The organism is Pseudomonas sp. NIBRBAC000502773, from assembly GCF_006517195.1.
GTDB classification, from domain to species: domain Bacteria; phylum Pseudomonadota; class Gammaproteobacteria; order Pseudomonadales; family Pseudomonadaceae; genus Aquipseudomonas; species Aquipseudomonas marginalis.
Genome location: NZ_CP041189.1, coordinates 4,497,526 through 4,513,221 on the forward strand (window position 1 = coordinate 4,497,526; position 15,696 = coordinate 4,513,221).

15 protein-coding genes and 1 pseudogene are annotated in these 15,696 nt (G+C 62.4%); 8 read left to right on the top strand and 8 right to left on the bottom strand.

Annotated features, from left to right (window positions below; genetic code table 11):
- Window positions 1–125: 125 nt before the first annotated feature.
- Window positions 126–929: a SirB1 family protein gene (locus tag NIBR502773_RS20725; protein ID WP_141156827.1), complete on the bottom strand. Its 804-nt coding sequence runs from the start codon at window positions 927–929 to the stop codon at window positions 126–128.
- Window positions 930–1,114: 185 nt separating this feature from the next.
- On the opposite strand from NIBR502773_RS20725, the gene NIBR502773_RS20730 reads away from it, so the two are divergent.
- Complete coding sequence (locus tag NIBR502773_RS20730) at window positions 1,115–2,134, top strand: Glu/Leu/Phe/Val dehydrogenase dimerization domain-containing protein (protein ID WP_027604689.1); 1,020 nt, start codon at window positions 1,115–1,117, stop codon at window positions 2,132–2,134.
- A gap of 55 nt (window positions 2,135–2,189) precedes the next feature.
- Here the strand turns inward: NIBR502773_RS20730 and NIBR502773_RS20735 are convergent, their stop codons facing one another.
- Entirely contained in the window at window positions 2,190–2,450 is a 261-nt protein-coding gene (locus tag NIBR502773_RS20735; RefSeq protein ID WP_012722374.1) for a YebG family protein, read from the bottom strand.
- A 248-nt stretch (window positions 2,451–2,698) separates the two neighbouring features.
- Between NIBR502773_RS20735 and NIBR502773_RS20740 the strand changes: the two genes are divergently transcribed.
- On the top strand, window positions 2,699–3,187 hold the full coding sequence (locus NIBR502773_RS20740) for a phosphate-starvation-inducible protein PsiE (RefSeq protein WP_027604688.1): 489 nt from the start codon (window positions 2,699–2,701) through the stop codon (window positions 3,185–3,187).
- Here NIBR502773_RS20740 and NIBR502773_RS20745 read toward each other — a convergent pair.
- Both NIBR502773_RS20745 and NIBR502773_RS20750 read right to left on the bottom strand, forming a co-directional pair.
- Window positions 3,184–3,501, bottom strand: coding sequence for a DUF3509 domain-containing protein (locus NIBR502773_RS20745; protein ID WP_065938619.1), 318 nt, complete (start codon window positions 3,499–3,501; stop codon window positions 3,184–3,186). The two genes, NIBR502773_RS20740 and NIBR502773_RS20745, sit on opposite strands and share 4 nt — an antisense overlap.
- Before the next feature lie 337 nt (window positions 3,502–3,838).
- A complete protein-coding gene (locus NIBR502773_RS20750) occupies window positions 3,839–5,215 on the bottom strand; it encodes an L-serine ammonia-lyase (protein ID WP_141156828.1) in 1,377 nt (458 codons plus the stop codon).
- Window positions 5,216–5,352: 137 nt separating this feature from the next.
- Here NIBR502773_RS20750 and NIBR502773_RS20755 point away from each other — a divergent pair, with 137 nt between their 5' ends.
- Window positions 5,353–6,300 carry a LysR substrate-binding domain-containing protein gene (locus tag NIBR502773_RS20755; RefSeq protein WP_141156829.1) on the top strand — a complete coding sequence of 316 codons (948 nt, stop codon included), beginning with the start codon at window positions 5,353–5,355 and terminating at the stop codon, window positions 6,298–6,300.
- Window positions 6,301–6,513: 213 nt separating this feature from the next.
- The gene (locus tag NIBR502773_RS20760) at window positions 6,514–6,924 is read left to right on the top strand and encodes an HPF/RaiA family ribosome-associated protein (RefSeq protein ID WP_027604683.1); all 411 of its coding nucleotides are present in this window, start codon (window positions 6,514–6,516) and stop codon (window positions 6,922–6,924) included.
- 51 nt (window positions 6,925–6,975) lie between these two features.
- On the opposite strand, the gene NIBR502773_RS20765 is transcribed toward NIBR502773_RS20760, so the two are convergent.
- Window positions 6,976–8,487: an MFS transporter gene (locus tag NIBR502773_RS20765; protein WP_141156830.1), complete on the bottom strand. Its 1,512-nt coding sequence runs from the start codon at window positions 8,485–8,487 to the stop codon at window positions 6,976–6,978.
- 105 nt (window positions 8,488–8,592) lie between these two features.
- On the opposite strand from NIBR502773_RS20765, the gene NIBR502773_RS20770 reads away from it, so the two are divergent.
- Window positions 8,593–9,465, top strand: coding sequence for a LysR family transcriptional regulator (locus NIBR502773_RS20770; RefSeq protein WP_141156831.1), 873 nt, complete (start codon window positions 8,593–8,595; stop codon window positions 9,463–9,465).
- On the opposite strand, the gene fecA is transcribed toward NIBR502773_RS20770, so the two are convergent.
- The 3 genes from fecA to NIBR502773_RS20785 form a co-directional block, all read right to left on the bottom strand.
- Window positions 9,462–11,801: a TonB-dependent Fe(3+) dicitrate receptor FecA gene (gene fecA / locus NIBR502773_RS20775; RefSeq protein ID WP_141156832.1), complete on the bottom strand. Its 2,340-nt coding sequence runs from the start codon at window positions 11,799–11,801 to the stop codon at window positions 9,462–9,464. The two genes, NIBR502773_RS20770 and fecA, sit on opposite strands and share 4 nt — an antisense overlap.
- 90 nt (window positions 11,802–11,891) lie before the next feature.
- A complete protein-coding gene (locus tag NIBR502773_RS20780) occupies window positions 11,892–12,833 on the bottom strand; it encodes a FecR domain-containing protein (protein ID WP_141156833.1) in 942 nt (313 codons plus the stop codon).
- The gene (locus NIBR502773_RS20785; protein ID WP_141156834.1) at window positions 12,830–13,318 is read right to left on the bottom strand and encodes a sigma-70 family RNA polymerase sigma factor; all 489 of its coding nucleotides are present in this window, start codon (window positions 13,316–13,318) and stop codon (window positions 12,830–12,832) included. Before NIBR502773_RS20785 ends, NIBR502773_RS20780 begins: the two co-directional genes overlap by 4 nt.
- A 170-nt stretch (window positions 13,319–13,488) precedes the next feature.
- Between NIBR502773_RS20785 and NIBR502773_RS20790 the strand changes: the two genes are divergently transcribed.
- The 3 genes and pseudogenes from NIBR502773_RS20790 to NIBR502773_RS20800 all read left to right on the top strand — a co-directional run bounded on the left by NIBR502773_RS20790 (window position 13,489) and on the right by NIBR502773_RS20800 (window position 15,688).
- The gene (locus tag NIBR502773_RS20790) at window positions 13,489–13,791 is read left to right on the top strand and encodes a DUF3649 domain-containing protein (RefSeq protein ID WP_115487669.1); all 303 of its coding nucleotides are present in this window, start codon (window positions 13,489–13,491) and stop codon (window positions 13,789–13,791) included.
- 20 nt (window positions 13,792–13,811) lie between these two features.
- A pseudogene (locus NIBR502773_RS20795) lies at window positions 13,812–15,361 on the top strand (PepSY-associated TM helix domain-containing protein).
- Window positions 15,362–15,688 (top strand): DUF3325 domain-containing protein, encoded by a 327-nt coding sequence (locus tag NIBR502773_RS20800; protein ID WP_115487671.1) that lies wholly within the window; start codon window positions 15,362–15,364, stop codon window positions 15,686–15,688. It begins immediately after the preceding pseudogene.
- The last annotated feature ends 8 nt before the right edge of the window (window positions 15,689–15,696 follow it).

Genomic DNA, 15,696 nt, shown 5'->3' on the forward strand with positions numbered 1-15,696 from the left:
TAGCGGCCCCAAAAATCGTGGGAGCGCTTCGCACTCCGGCGCGGGGCAAGCCCGCTCACCACAGAAGGCCGCTCACCACATAAGCCCGCTTGCCACAGGGAAATAGGCGCTTGAGAGCAGTGGGTTCAATGCACCACGGAGTTGGGCGGCAGATGCCCCAGGCGCTCAGTCAGGCGCAGGCGTTGGATCGGGTCTTCGCTGAGCATCAGCGCGTGTTCCAGGTCGAAGCGTTCGGCGTTGGGGCAGTCCAGGCGTTGATACAGGCTGGCCCGTGCGAGGTAATCGGCAGCGCTGGCATTGCCCAGTTCCAGCACGCGTTCGGCGTCGATCAGCGCGGCCAGGGGGTTGTCATTGGCCAGGTGCAACTGGCGCAGGTTGCGGGACAACCGTTGCAGGATCGAACGGGGTTCGGCGGTGTGCAGGTGATCGGCTTGCAACTTGAGGTTGGGACCATACTGGCGTTGCAGCAGCTCGCGGCAGTCGTTGGGGTACAGGCGTCGCCCGCCGCAAGGGTCCAGCAAGTGATCGGCACCGGGCACCCGCAACAGGAAGTGGCCGGGGAAGTTGACGCCGACCATGGGAATGCCCAGGCGTCGCGCCAGCTCCATGGCAATCAACCCCATGGCCAGGGGCTGTCCGCGTTTGCGTTGCAACACCTTGTCCAGCAGGGCAGCGGCGGGGCGCAGCGGGGTGAAGTCATCCTGGGCGAAGCCGAGGTCATTCATGCGTCGCAGCAAGGGTTGGCCCAGTTCATCCGCCGGCAGCAGGGGCATGCCCAGGCTGACCTGTTGCTCGAGCAATTTCAGGTCCTGCATGATCAACGCCGGTTGCACCGCCGGGTCATGCTCGGCGGCAATCCACAGCGCGGCTTCAAACAGCGCGGGGGGCGAACGTTCCAGGCAGGCGAAAAAAGCGTGACGGGGATTCATTGCATTCTCCGGCGAATGCCCCCGTTTTAGCCTTGCTGGGAAATTTCGTCCAGTGGCTTAAGAAATATCCTATCCGCTTATGTCACAAGACCTACAAAACCGGACGGCTTATTCCAGCGCACTTCGGCAGTTTTCTGCCGCAAGCCTATACTTGGCGACACAAGAAGTGATTCGGGAGCTCGACGATGTTTGCTCTCATGCACAGCACCCGCCTTGAATCGCTGCACCTGAGCATCGACCCGGTGACGGGGTTGAAGGCGGTCATAGCCATCCATAACAGCCGCCTGGGCCCTGCCTTGGGTGGTTGTCGCTACCTTGCCTACCCCGACGATGAAAGCGCCGTGGCGGACGCCGCGCGCCTGGCCCAGGGCATGAGCTACAAGGCCGCCCTGGCCGGGTTGCCGGTGGGGGGCGGTACGGCGGTGATCCTGCGCCCCGCCCATGTGGAAAACCGCGCGGCACTGTTTGAAGCCTTCGGTCGTTGCATCGAGCAACTCGACGGTCGCTACATCACCGCCACCGACAGCGGCACCTCGGTCGCCGACATGGACTGCATCGCCCAACACACTCGCTTCGTTACCAGCACCACCGCTGCCGGCGACCCCTCGCCCCATGCCGCCATGGGCGTGTTCGCGGGTATCCGCACCACCGCCATGGCCCGCCTGGGCAGCGACAACCTCGAAGGCTTGCGCGTAGCCATCCAGGGCCTGGGCAACGTGGGCTTCGCCCTGGCCGAACAACTGCACGCCGCCGGCGCCGAACTGCTGGTCAGCGACATCGACCACGGCAAGGTGCAGCTGGCCATGGAACAGCTCGGCGCGCACCCGATCGCTAACGACGCCTTGCTCAGCACTCCGTGCGACATCCTCGCACCCTGCGGTCTGGGCGCCGTGTTCAACCGCCAGAGCGTCGGCCAGCTCCGCTGCGCTGCCGTCGCCGGTTCCGCCAGTGCGCAACTGACCAACCTGCAAGTGGCCGACCAACTCGAAGGTCGCGGCATCCTCTACGCCCCGGACTACGTGATCAACTCCGGCGGCCTGATCTACGTCGCCCTCAAGCACAGCGGTGCCGAACTGCCAACCATCACCGCGCACCTGTCCAACATCGGCACGCGCCTGACGGAAATATTCGCCCACGCCCAGGCTGAAAAACGCTCACCCGCACGGGTCGCGGACGAACTGGCCGAGCGCCTGCTCTACAAATAGGCCAGGCATTAAAAAGGCCCTGAATCATGGACTCAGGGCCTGTTCAATTCGGGCTTTATTCCGCCGGTGCGTTCAGCAACTCGGACAACGCATCCGGTTGGCTCTTGAACGCCTTGGCAAACACATCGCGATTCTTCGCCATGTAGATCCCGGCTTCTTCCACCTGCTGCTCGCTCAGGGACGGCACGGCTTTTTGCAACACTTCTGCGAGCAACTCAGCGAGTTCAAGCATCTTGTCATGACGGTCAGCTTCGGCTTTATCCATGAACAAACGCTCCAGATCTCGGCTGCTGCGGTATACCACTTCGACGGCCATTCACCACCTCACATGCCTTCACGATAGTTGTCTTTTGCGACTACTGTATTTATATACAGCTAAAAGGGTAGGCCAAACCGTGGGGTTTGGGTAGCAGTTTTTTAATGTAGCCCGTAAATACAGGTCAGGCGTGCCTCATGTCACCCCGCCATCATCTTATACCCGCCTCTGGCCTTTTTTCTGCATGCAGAACAACCGTCACGTCCAACCCGCATTATCCGGTCGAACCGACCTAAGGAAGCACCATCGTGAAATTTAATTGGGCCGAAAAGCTGCGCCATCAAGTCCATGGGCTGGCCGAGTCCCTGGGTAACCTGTTTGTCGAGTCGTTCCACTACCTGGCGTTGTTCGCCATCGGTGCGGTGACCGCCTGGGCAGCGGTGATGGAATTCCTGGGGATGCTGGAGAACGGGCACATCAAGATCGATGACATCCTGCTGCTGTTCATCTACCTGGAATTGGGCGCGATGGTTGGGATTTACTTCAAGACCAACCACATGCCGGTGCGTTTCCTGATCTACGTGGCGATCACCGCGCTCACGCGCCTGTTAATCTCCAACGTGTCCCACCACAATCCTCCCGACCTCGGCATCATCTACCTGTGCGGCGGGATTCTGCTGCTGGCGTTTGCGATTCTGGTGGTGCGCTACGCGTCGTCGGCGTTCCCGTCGGTGAAGGTCGAAGGCCCGCGTCGCAAGGGCGAGGCGAGCCTGGAGACCGAGAAGGGTGAGCTTTAAAGCCCGACGCTGAAGGGCAGGGCACGGGTCGGCGGCCGCTGCAACAATTTGTGGCTGTCGCCGTCCGTCATCACCGCCAGGATCTCCATGGCGCTGTGGCCCTGCTCGATGGCAATGCCGAATTGAATGCTTTGCACCAGGCGTTTGAGCCGTTGCGGGTCGTTGCGTTGTTCGGCGCTGATCATGCGCTTGGCCACTACGCCCGTCTCGTCCGAGAGAGTGAGCATGATGCTGCCGTCGAGCCGTTGGATGCTCAGGTTGACGCGGTATTTTGGGGTGAAGGTGTCGGTGATGATCTGAAAAGGATTGTCCATGGTGCGTTACCGCCTGATAAGAACATGCAGTCATTGACGACCGGTGTCGTGATTAGTTCGCGTTGCCTGACAACCGGCCACTCCGTCGCTGAGGTGGTACAAATTCCGTTTACCTCATGAGCTGTACAGCAAAGGGCGTGCCGTACAGCGATCTGTCAAACAATGAGCTCCTTGTGTGGGAGGGGGCTTGCTCCCGATAGCGGTGCATCAGTCAATGAATACTTGGCTGATGCACCGCTATCGGGAGCAAGCCCCCTCCCACATGGGTTCTATGTTGTTATTGAGGTTGGTGATCCGTTTCAGGGCAACACGGAAAAAACGATCGCAGACAGCGCAATCAGCACTCCACCCAGTTGACCGCCAGGCCGCCCCGTGAAGTTTCTTTGTATTTGTCGTGCATGTCGGCGCCGGTATCGCGCATGGTGCGGATCACCCGGTCGAGGGAAATGAAGTGCTTGCCGTCACCGCGCAGGGCCATTTGCGTGGCGTTGATGGCCTTGACCGCGGCGATGGCATTGCGCTCTATGCACGGCACTTGCACCAGGCCGCCGACCGGGTCGCAGGTCAGGCCGAGGTTGTGTTCCAGGCCGATTTCGGCGGCGTTTTCCAGTTGCTCGGGGGTGGCGCCGAGGATGTCGGCCAAGCCGGCGGCGGCCATGGCGCAGGCTGAACCGACTTCGCCCTGGCAACCGACTTCGGCACCGGAGATCGAGGCGTTTTTCTTACACAGAATGCCGACGGCTGCGGCGGCCAGGAAGAAATTGATCACATCGTCGTCAGACGCGTCGGCATTGAACTTCATGTAGTAGTGCAGCACCGCCGGGATGATCCCCGCTGCGCCATTGGTCGGCGCCGTGACCATGCGCCCGCCCGCGGCATTTTCTTCGTTGACGGCGAGGGCGAACAGGTTGACCCATTCCATGGCCGACAAGGTCGAGGTGATCACATTGGGTTTGCCGATTTCCAACAGGCTGCGGTGCAATTTCGCTGCACGCCGTGGCACGTCCAGGCCTCCGGGCAGGAGGCCTTCGTGGCGCAGGCCTTGTTCCACGCATTCGCGCATCACCGACCAGATATGCAGCAGGCCGCTGCGGATCTGTTCATCGCTGCGCCAGGCGCGTTCGTTGGCCATCATCAATTCGGAAACCCGCAGGCCGTGCTGGTTGCACAGGGCCAGCAGCTCGACGGCGCTGGAGAAGTCATAAGGCAATTGCACACCGCTGGCCGGCGCGATGCCCGAAGCCGCTTCAGCGGCTTCGATGATGAAACCGCCACCCACCGAGTAATAGGTCTGCTCGCTGAGCAGTCCGTTGTCGCCGTAGGCGTGCAGGGACATGGCGTTGGGGTGGTAGGGCAAGCTTTCGTCCAGCAGCAGGAGGTCGCTGTGCCAGTTGAAGGCAATTTCCTGTTGACCGGCCAGCAACAACCGTCCGGACTCGCGCAGCTGTTGGATTCGCGTGTTGATCGAGGCGGGATCGACCTGATCCGGCCATTCGCCCATCAAGCCCATGACGCAGGCGCGGTCGGTGGCGTGGCCGACACCGGTGGCGGACAGCGAGCCATACAGGCGTACTTCGATCCGGCGCGTTTCACTCAGCAAGTGCTGGTCGCTCAGGGCCTGGGCGAAGGTCGCCGCCGCGCGCATGGGGCCGACGGTATGGGAGCTGGACGGGCCGATGCCCACTTTGAATAGATCGAAAACGCTGATAGCCATGCTAAACCCTTACAAGCAATGGAGTAGGAATCGCTGCCATGTTTTGTAGGACGAGCGCAATTGGCGCGATACTGAGCTTCTGGATCGGCACTGACCAACGAATTATCCTAAGACACCCTTTAGCAGGACTAAACCCGATGGCTCGCCCTCTCCATGGCCAGACTTACGTCTGGTTGCACGTGTTTTCCTGCGCTGCCCGGCATCTGTCGTTCACCCGCTGCGCCGAAGAACTGCACATCACGCCGGGGGCGGTGAGCCAGCAAATCCGCCAGTTGGAGGAGCGCCTGGGGTTTCGGCTGTTTCATCGACGGGCACGAGGGGTGGAGCTGAGTGCCGAGGGCCAGCGCCTGGCGGCAACGGTGGGGGAGGCCTACGGCAGCATCGACGCCGAGTTGCAGCGGCTGGATGCGGGGATGATCAGCGGCACGCTTCGCCTGCGCTCGATTCCATCATTTCTCGGCAAGTGGCTGACCCCACGCCTACCGCGCTTGCAGCAGCGCTTCCCGGATATCCAACTGCGCATGGTCGCCGAGGACAGCAGCATCGCCCTGCACGAAGGCGACTTTGACCTGGCCATCGACCTCAATGACGGCAGCTACCCTGGACTGTTATCCACAGCCCTGCTGGATGAGCAGATTTTCCCGGTCTGCGCCCCCAGCCTGTTGCGGGGGCGACCGCCCTTGCACGGTCCGGCCGATCTCATGCATTTCCCGCTGCTGCATGACATTACCGCCTGGCGTGGGAGTTACGAGTATGCGGAGTGGGAGTTCTACCTGAATGCCATCGGCTATCACGTCGCCGATGTACGCCGTGGCCACACCTTCAACCGCAACCACCTGACCATCGAGGCCGCCATCGCCGGCATGGGCGTGGCGATTGCACGACGCACCTTGCTCAATGATGAGCTGGAACGCGGCACCTTGATCGTGCCGTTCGGCCTCGCGGTGCCCAACCACAAACGTTATGTGCTGCTGTATGCGCCGGGTGCCCTGAACCATCCCGGCGTGCGCGCGGTGCATGACTGGCTGGTGGAGGAAGCAGGAATTTTTCGCGCCTTGCACCCGCTGGGGGAGGGGCAATTATGAGGGGCGCGGGGCGTAAGAAGATGTAACTAACTCCCCACCCTAACAGTGTTTCTGCTTATCGTCAGGGTTAATTTGTAATGTGGGATTTATCTTTGCAAAGGGGTTGAAATGTTTCTCTGACTGCTCAATTGTGTAATCAAGAGGTCATGGTTTCACCACCCCGGTGTTGCAGTTTGTGACCTCTCGCGAGCTAGCTGAAATAAGGGAAGAACTATGCAAATCCAAGTCAATAGCGATAACCATATTGAAAGCAGCATCCGACTGGAGGAGTGGGTACGTACTACCATTGAGAGCACGCTCGAACGTTATGAAGAAGACCTGACCCGAGTGGAGGTCTACCTGCGGGATGAGAACGGCGACAAGCCCGGTCCCCACGATTTAAGTTGCCGCCTGGAAGCGCGGCCAAAAGGCCATCAACCGCTGTCGGTGTCCGCCAAGGGCGATACCCTGGAACAAGCGATTGACAGCGCGGCCACCAAGCTGGATCACGCATTGGAACATCTGTTTGGTCGACTGCAAGGCAAGCCCCGCGCTGCCGCGAAAAACCAGCCCATCAACAAAGTGAACGAAGACGCGCTGGAACAGGAATTCCTGGAAAACGAAAACGCGGTCATCAACGGCTGACGTTCTTTTCACCCCCTGCAAACGGGCCTGCATCTGCAGGCCCGTTTTCGTTCAGGCGCCGCGTCGGAAAAAATACAGGCTCAACAGCGCCAGCCCCCCAGCCCCCAACCCGGCAAACAGCATCGCCCAACCGGCGCCGTGGCGCAGTGCCGCCTTAGCATCGTTGGCTGCCAGCCCCATCGACTCCAACTTTCCTGCGGCAATGTTCTGGCTGATGGCCGGCCACTCCATTGACGTGGTGGCGGGTAGCATCTCGGCCAACTGATGGCTGATCCCCAGCAACAGCACCAGGCCCATCAGGGCAATGTTGAGCGCCAGGGTGATCAGCCGCGCACTGAGGTCGATGCCGGAGGCCATGCCCGCGCGGTCGGCCGACACCGAGCCGGTGGTGGTATTGGTGGTGGGCGAGTTGGTCAGCGCCAGGCCTGCGCCGGCGATCACGCAACTGAGCAGCACCAGCCCGATACGTGGGTGCTCGGCGCCATTGACGGCGGCCATGGCCAGAAAGCCCGCGCCCATCAGGCCCAGGCCGAGGGGGATGATGCGTTCGGCGCCATAGCGCAGGGCCAGGCGCTCGGCCAGCGGCGGTACCAGCAAGGTCGGCAGGGTATAGGCGAGCAGCGCGGCGCCGGTGGTCAAGGTGTCGTAACCCAGGCCCGCCTGAAAGTACAACGGTAGGTAGATCATGAACGGCCAGAAGCTGAAGTTCATGCCGATCGAACCCATCAAGGCGCCGTTGAACCGCTGGATGCGGAACACCGAGAAGTCGAACATCGGGTGCGCACTGCGGAGCTCGACCGTGATGAACAGCAGCAGGCCGAGCCCCGACAGCGCCGCCCAACCGAGCATGGCCGGTGTGCCGAAACCGTGCTCGCTGCCTTGGGTGATGAAGTACACCAGGGCAAACACCGACAGGGTCAGGGTGAGCATGCCGGCGATGTCCAGGCGATGGGCGGCCGGGTCGCGGGACTCCTGCACGCTGATGCGCAGCAGCACCAGGGTGAACAGGGTGAGCGGCACATGTACGAGGAACACCCAACGCCAATCCGCCACCGCCAGGATCAATGCGCCGATCATCGGCCCGAAGCCCAGGCCCACGCCGGCAATCACGCCCCATATCGCAAACGCCCGTGCCCGCGCTGCCGGTTCGCGGAACAGGTGCGAGAGGATGGCGAATTGGCAAATCATCATCGCCCCGGCACCGATGCCCTGGATAAACCGCGCCGTGATCAGCAGCGAGGCATCCTCGGCCAGCCCGCAGGCCAGCGAGGCCAGGCCAAACACCCAGAGGCACAGCACCAGCATGCGGCGACGGCCAAAGCGGTCGGCCAATGTGCCCGCCGCCATCAGCACGCTGGTGCAGGCCAGGGTGTAGGCGTTCATGATCCACTGGGCGTCCTGAAAGCCCGTGCCCAACTCTCGCTCGAGTGTCGGCAGGATCACCGGCACGCTGGAAATCTCCAGGCCGAACATCAGGGCGACGAGGCACACGGCCGTGAGGGCCAGCCCATTCCTGGCGGTACGCGGGGGGCTGGCGGTGGTTAGCGTGGCGGCGGGTGGCATGGGATTCTCCTGTGGATGAAGTGTCGCGTTATTTTCAGGGGAATCTGTTTCGTTATTCGTGATAAGTTTTCCGCTAATAAGGGAATTTGGGGCGACAATCGAGCCATGACGACACCGCGTTTTGATGGCGTTGAGCTGTTTCTGCACATCGTCGAAAGCGGCAACCTGACCGAGGCCGCCGAACGGCTGAACCTCACCCGCTCTGCGGTCGGCAAGGGCCTGGCACGATTGGAAGCACGCCTGGGCACATGCCTGTTGCAGCGTTCCACCCGCCGCCAGCGGCTGACCGAGGACGGCCAGGCCTACTACGAACATTGCCTGCGCGCGTTGGCGGAACTCGAGGCGGCCGAATCGGTACTGGAAAGCGGCCGGCAACAGCCACGCGGTCGTTTGCGGGCCAGCTTGCCACTGGCCTTCGGGCATCACTACGCAGCCCCGGCATTGTGGGGGTTGATGGCGCGCTATCCGGAACTGGAGATCGAGATCAGCTTCGCCGATCGGCTGGTGGACCTGGCACAGGAAGGCTTCGACGTCGCCGTGCGGATCGGCCCGCTGCCCGACACCGACCGCCTCAGTGCACGTCGCCTGGGCGAACAGGCTGTTGGGCTGGCGGCGTCACCGGCGTACTTGCAGCGCGTCGGGCCGATTGAATGCATCGAAGACCTCGCCCGCCATCGCGGCATCGCCTATCGCAGCACGACCCCGCAGCGCAATCCCGTGGCCTCGCCGTTGATGATGGACGACCTCCAGGCGGTGGCCGATGCCGCCATCGCGGGCGTCGGCCTGGCCTGGTTGCCGAGTTGGTTGATTGCGCACTATGTGCTGCGTGGGCAACTGGTCGCGGTGTTGCCCGGCTATCGCGAGCAACCCGCGCCGATCCATGTGATCTGGCCGACAGCCGTGCATATGCCGGCCAAGACCCGTTGTGCAATCGACGCTCTGGTCGCCGCCACTCCCAGTTGCCTGGCGGGCAGTTAGAACGCGATGGAGGTCTGCACGTACAGCGTACGCGGCTCACCCACGTATTTGCCCTTGTTGTTGTCGTCGAACGAGCGGGTGAAGTACTGCGTGTTGAAGATGTTCTTCACGCCGACCGCCACATTCAGATCCGACAGTTGCGGGCCGAAGTCATAGGCTGCGCGGCTGCTGAACAGCATGTAGCCGGGGATTCGACCGTTGGCGCCGTCAGCACTTTCTGCCTGAGTGTTGGCGTTGTCGGCGAACTGGCTGCTCTGATAGCTGCTGTCCACATTGAGTTTCCAGCGCCCTTCGGTGTAACCCACGCCAAGGGTGCCCTTATGCTTGGACGAGAAGGGCACGCGGTTGCCTTTGTTCGGGCCGTCTTCGCGGATGGTGGCGTCGACGTAGGCGTAGGTAGCGTACACATCGAAACCGGCCAACGCAGGGCTCAAACCATCGAGGGCGTAGTTGATGCTGGTTTCAATGCCCTGGTGGCGCGTTTCGCCGCGGGCGATCACCGAGTCGTTGGTCTGGTTGCTTTCATACTGGTTGTCGAAGTTGATCAGGAACGCACCGATCTCTGCGCGCAAGGTGCCGTCGTCATAGCGGGTACCCAGTTCCCAGGTGCGGGCTTTTTCCGGTTTCACTTCACCGCTGGTCACACGGTTGGGCATCTGGCTGTACTGCACGCTGCCGAATGAACCTTCGGTGTTGGCGTACAGGTTCCAGTCATCAGTCAGGTGATAGAGCACGTTCAACGCCGGCAGCGCGGTGTTGTAGTCGCCTTTGTATTTGACGTTGGTCAGGTTGTTGCTCTGCTGGGATTCGATCATCTCGTAGCGAATGCCCGGGGTGATGGTCCATTTGCCGATATCAATCCGGTCATCGACGAAGAACGCATTGGCTTCGGTGCCGCCACGGGTGTCGCGGTCGTTGCGGCTGTCGGTGCTGGGGATTTGCTGGTTGTTGGCGGAAATCGGCGTGCGGTAGCGCAGTTCGTGGCCGGCTTCGTTGATGTAGCGGTAGCCGACGCCCACTTCATGGCTGGTCGGGCCGAGGTCAAAGCCCTGGGCGAAACGGGTTTCCACGCCACGCACCCAATACTCGCGCGGGGACAGCGACAGGAACGTGCCCTGGTCCAGGTAGCCGCTGCGCAGGGTCTTGGTGAAGAAGCTGTTGACGGTGAATTCGCGGCGGTCCTGCTCGTAGCGATAGCCGACGTTGAACATCGTACGGCGGCCCCAGAATTTGTCGTAGGGGCGGGTGGACTGATACGGATCGGCCTTGTAGTCCGCGACGTTCAAGCCCCCAGGCATATCGGCCTGGCCTTCGTAGTACTGCGCCATGGCGTTGAAGCTGTTGGCGTCGTCGAGCTGGTATTTGCCTTTGAGGATCAGGTCGTCGATGCGCGTGTTGCTGTTTTCGCGCCAGTCGCCGCCACGGGTGCCGGAATACAAAATCGCGCCGCCCAGGCCATTCTCGGCAGTACCGCCGGCCAGCAGGTTGCCGGTGGTCTTGAAGCCGTCATGGCTGGAAGACGGGCTGGTTTCGGTCTGCAAGCCACCTTTGACGGTGGGTGCATCCGGGATCGCGCGGGTCACGAAGTTGACCACGCCGCCGACGTTCTGCGGGCCGTAGCGCACCGCGCCGCCGCCACGCACCACGTCCACGGCGTCCATGTTGCCCATGCTGATCGGTGCGAACGACAGCTGCGGCTGGCCGTACGGTGCGAAGGGCACCGGGATGCCGTCCATCAGTACCGTTGAGCGCGAGGCCAGGCGCGGGTTGAGACCGCGAATGCCGAAGTTCAGCGCCATATCGTGGCTGCCGGTGCCGTTATTGTCCGGAGCGTTGACGCCGGGGATGCGGTTGAGCACGTCCTTGGCCTGGGTGGCGCCCTGGCGTTCGAACTCTTCGCGGCGGATCACGTCACGGGCGCCGGGGTGTTCGAAGACATTGGTTTGCGCCGCATCGCCGAGCCAGTCGCCGACCACGCTGGAGGTCGCCAACTCGACAGCCGCCGGCGCCGTTGCCGGTTGCAGGCTGTAGGCGTTGTCGCCTTCGGCGCGGGCTTGCAGGCCGGTACCTTCCAGCAGCTTCTGCAGGCCTTCGGCGGCGCTGTAGCTGCCGGACAAACCACGGCTCTGCATGCCCGCCGTGACTTCGGAACCGAAGGAAATCAACACGCCGGCTTCACGGCCAAACTGGTTCAGGGCTGCTTCCAGCGAGCTTGGGGCGATGTGATACGGCTTGGTATCGGCCGCCATCACGCAAGGCAGTACGGTCAGGCTGAGGCTGGCGCCCAGCAGCAGTTGGCGCAAGGTGCGGGCGAGAAGGGTGGGTTGCTGGGGCATGAAGAGCGGTCCTGAGAAGGAAGGATCAAGGTGGCTTTCCTTCTCTGTCACGCGAGGTGCGGAAAACGGCTCACGGTGGCTGAAAATAATTTATGCACGGGCCTGGACGCTCACCCAATAGCGGGTAAAACGCCGCACCTTGACCGGCAGGCTGACCTCCAGCAGGTCGAGGATGCGTTCGCTGTCGTCCAGCGGGTAGCTGCCGGACAGCAGCAGGTTGGCGACCCGCGCATCGCAATGGAGCTGGCCACGGCGGTAGCGGCCCAGTTCGGCGAGAAAGTCCTCCAGGCGCATATGCGCGGCCACCAGCATGCCGTCGGCCCAGGCGCCGCTGTTGGCATCGGTAGGTCGCGGGGTGTCCCAGCCTTTACGGGTGAAATTGACCTGGCGTGCCGCGTCGACCGTCAGGGGCAGGCCGCTGTAGGTGTTGGGCATCACCTCGACGCGGCCGTCGAAGACCGCCAGTTGGGTGTGGTCGTTGAACTGGCGCACATTCAGGCGCGCCGCCTGGCTGCTGAGCAGGCCCTGGCCGGTCAACACCTGCAGCGGCATGCTGCCGGCATTGGCGGTGAGCAGGATCTCGCCTTCGAGCAGGCGGATCAGCCGTTGCCGGCCGTCGAAGTGCACATCCACGGCGCTGCCGGTATTGAGCTGCAACTGGCTGCCGTCGGCCAATTGCACCTTGCGCCGTTGGCCGACGGGGCTGCGGTAGTCGGCGGTCAACGGCGGCAGGATATGCTGCTGGCGCAGGCTCCAGGCGGCGGCCGAACCGGCGCCGAGGATCAGCAACAACTTCAGCGCCTGGCGCCGGCTGGTGGCGGTCGGCGCGCCCAACGCCGCGTGGGCCAGGGGCGAGGGCATGCCGCGCAGGCGCTGGTTGACGCGCTGGATATGGTCCCAGGCGCGCTGATGTTCGCTATGGGCATTCAGCCATTGTTGCCAGGCCGCCTGCTGGCGTGGGTTGAGCGCGCCTTGCTGCATTTCCATCAGCCAGTGCACGGCCTGTTCGGCAACCTGGGTGGAAAAATTCATAGGGCAAAGTAGCAGCGCAGGGCGGCTTTATTCAGGTGGCGCTTGACGGTGGCGATGGAGATGCCCAGTTCGGCGCCGATCTGCGCGTACGTCAGGCCGTCGAGTTGGGCCAGCAGGAATGCGCGTTTGACCAGCGTGGGTAAGCCGTCGAGCAACTGGTCCAGCTCCAGCAGGGTTTGCAGGATGATCGCGCGCTCTTCTTCTGATGGCGCTACCTGCTCAGGCATCTGCGCCAAGGCGTCGAGGTAGGCGCGTTCCAGGTCCTGGCGGCGGTAGAAGTTGAACAACACGCGCTTGGCGACCGTGGTGAGGAACGCGCGGGGCTCGATCAGCGTCGGCGCCTCCCGTGCGGTCAGGACCCGGATGAAGGTGTCCTGCGCCAGGTCTGCCGCACTTTCCGGGCAGCCGAGCTTGCGTCGCAACCAGCTGGTGAGCCAGTGGTGATGGTCGTTGTAGAGCACTTCGACAGGGTTGGGCGGCTGCAACGCAAACACTCCACAAGCATGGTCATGCTTTAGAGAACAAGAATTGTTCGCATTGTAGGGCGCCGCCAACCGTTCGGCAATGCGTGAAGGCAGGTGTTTCATCCGTTCTGTTTTGCTTATGAGAATATTTATCATTAATATTGCGCGCTGATGAACCTGGCGCCTCCTGCATGAAAAGCAAAACCTCACTGCCCGCCTCCTATCGTCTCGCCGTCACATCGCGGGTGCTCGCCGCTGTGGTCGGCGGTTACCTGATGGCGTCCCTGGCGAGCATCTGCCTGGCACTGTGGATGCCAACGTCCCGCGCCGATGCGGTGATCACCGGGATGATGAGTTCGTTCGTGTTCTACCTGTTGGCAGTGCTCTGGTGCTTCGCCTGTCGTACGGCATGGCGCGCGTGGTGCGGCGTGATGCTGCCGAGTGCGGCGTTTGCCACCCTGGCAGGCGTGGGCTTGTGGATGGTACGCACATGAAAGAGGGCTTTCGCCAGGCCATGGCCTGGTTGCACACCTGGGCCGGGCTGATCTTTGGCTGGCTGCTGTTTGCGATTTTCCTGACGGGCACCCTGGCCTATTTCAAGGATGAGATCACTCACTGGATGCAACCCGAAGTACAGGCCCATCCCCTGGATGACGCGCGCAGTCTGAGTGTCGCCCAGGACTACCTGCAGAAGGTCGCACCCACGGCCGCACGCTGGTTCATCACCTTGCCGGATAGCCGCGACCCTGGCCTGTCTGTGATGTGGCAAGACAAAGTCGACCCCGGCAAACGCGGCAATTTCATTCAGAAAACCCTCGACCCCGTGAGCGGTCAAGCCGTACAGGCCCGGGAAAGCATGGGCGGGGATTTCTTCTACCGTTTCCACTTCCAGCTGCAAATGCCTTACCCGTGGGGCCGCTGGCTGTCGACCATTGCAGCGATGGTGATGTTCGTGGCGTTGATCACGGGCATCATCACCCACAAGAAAATCTTCAAGGACTTCTTCACCTTCCGCCCCGCAAAGGCCAGCGTTCCTGGCTCGACGGGCATAACGCGGTGGGTGTGCTGGTGCTGCCGTTTCACCTGATGATCACCTACAGCAGCCTGGTGATTTTCATGAGCATGGTGATGCCGGCGCCGATCGTGGCTTCCTATGGCAACGACACCCGGGCCTTCTTCAATGACGTGTTCCCCGCCACCAATAATGCGCCGGCGTTGGGTCAGCCTGGCCGACTGCTGTCATTGCTGCCGATGTACGAGCAGGCGAGGGCGCAGTGGGCGGGTGGGCATGTCGGGCGGTTGGCGGTGAACAACCCGAGTGATGTAAACGCTTCGGTGAACCTGTCCCGTGCCAGTTCCGACCGCGTGGTGCATGACTTCGGCAGTACCGTGTCGTTCAACGGCAACACTGGTGAGTTGTTGCGGGTCAGTGCTGAACAATCGCTGCCGGCGGCGATCGGCGGCAGCTTCTATGGCCTGCACATGGGCCATTTCGCCGGTCCGGTGCTGCGCTGGTTGTACTTTATCTGCGGCCTGGCGGGCACGGCGATGATCGGCACGGGGCTGGTGATCTGGCTCGGCAAGCGGCAACTCAAACATGCAAAAAGCGGCGTGATGCCGTTTGAACTGCGGTTGGTGGACGTGCTGAACATCGCCAGCATGTCCGGGCTGTTGATCGCCATTGCAGCCTTCTTCTGGGCCAACCGTTTATTCCCGGTGGGCTTTGCCGAGCGCTCCGATTGGGAAGTGCAGGTCTTCTTTATCGCCTGGGGCCTGAGCCTGTTGCACGCGATCCTGCGCCGGGGCCGCCAGGGTTGGGTTGAGCAATTGAGCTTCGCAGCACTGCTGTTTGCCGCAATCCCGTTGCTCAATGCGCTGACCACCCATCAACATTTGGGCGTATCCCTGGCCCGTGGCGACTGGGCCATGGCCGGCTTCGACCTGACCTGCCTGGCCAGCGGCCTATTCCTCGCCTGGGCAGCCTGGAAGATGCAGCACCGCAAGGCCCCGCAGCCCCAGACCGAACGGGCGCGGCCGCCGCAGCTCAAGCCGGAGGCGAACTGAATGCTCCTCGCGCTGCTGATGTGTTACGCGGGGTTCACCGCCTTGTGCCTGTCCACCGACCGTCACCACGGCGAACTGCTGCACAGCAAGCCAGCGCCTCGGCGGCGTCTTGCTTTGCGCGTCATCGGTTGGCTGCTGCTGACAGTCTCGATCTGGCCCGCCGTGGCTGTCGCCGGTTGGGGCCAGGGCCTGGTGGAGTGGTGCGCGGTGTTGATGCTCAGCGCCCTGTTGCTGGTGCTGTTGTTGCCGTATCGGCCAAGGCTGGCCTTGATCCTGGCAGGCGTCGGCCTGCTGGCCAGCCCTGTTGCCGCCTTCGCAACGTTCTGAGCCGCGGC

What these genes read in the sequence shown, in the direction of transcription:
- NIBR502773_RS20725 (WP_141156827.1), bottom strand. Translation starts at nt 929, where the DNA reads ATGAATCCCCGTCACGCTTTTTTCGCCTGCCTGGAACGTTCGCCCCCC.
- NIBR502773_RS20730 (WP_027604689.1), top strand. Translation starts at nt 1,115, where the DNA reads ATGTTTGCTCTCATGCACAGCACCCGCCTTGAATCGCTGCACCTGAGC.
- NIBR502773_RS20735 (WP_012722374.1), bottom strand. Translation starts at nt 2,450, where the DNA reads ATGGCCGTCGAAGTGGTATACCGCAGCAGCCGAGATCTGGAGCGTTTG.
- NIBR502773_RS20745 (WP_065938619.1), bottom strand. Translation starts at nt 3,501, where the DNA reads ATGGACAATCCTTTTCAGATCATCACCGACACCTTCACCCCAAAATAC.
- NIBR502773_RS20750 (WP_141156828.1), bottom strand. Translation starts at nt 5,215, where the DNA reads ATGGCTATCAGCGTTTTCGATCTATTCAAAGTGGGCATCGGCCCGTCC.
- NIBR502773_RS20755 (WP_141156829.1), top strand. Translation starts at nt 5,353, where the DNA reads ATGGCTCGCCCTCTCCATGGCCAGACTTACGTCTGGTTGCACGTGTTT.
- NIBR502773_RS20760 (WP_027604683.1), top strand. Translation starts at nt 6,514, where the DNA reads ATGCAAATCCAAGTCAATAGCGATAACCATATTGAAAGCAGCATCCGA.
- NIBR502773_RS20765 (WP_141156830.1), bottom strand. Translation starts at nt 8,487, where the DNA reads ATGCCACCCGCCGCCACGCTAACCACCGCCAGCCCCCCGCGTACCGCC.
- NIBR502773_RS20770 (WP_141156831.1), top strand. Translation starts at nt 8,593, where the DNA reads ATGACGACACCGCGTTTTGATGGCGTTGAGCTGTTTCTGCACATCGTC.
- fecA (WP_141156832.1), bottom strand. Translation starts at nt 11,801, where the DNA reads ATGCCCCAGCAACCCACCCTTCTCGCCCGCACCTTGCGCCAACTGCTG.
- NIBR502773_RS20780 (WP_141156833.1), bottom strand. Translation starts at nt 12,833, where the DNA reads ATGAATTTTTCCACCCAGGTTGCCGAACAGGCCGTGCACTGGCTGATG.
- NIBR502773_RS20790 (WP_115487669.1), top strand. Translation starts at nt 13,489, where the DNA reads ATGAAAAGCAAAACCTCACTGCCCGCCTCCTATCGTCTCGCCGTCACA.
- NIBR502773_RS20800 (WP_115487671.1), top strand. Translation starts at nt 15,362, where the DNA reads ATGCTCCTCGCGCTGCTGATGTGTTACGCGGGGTTCACCGCCTTGTGC.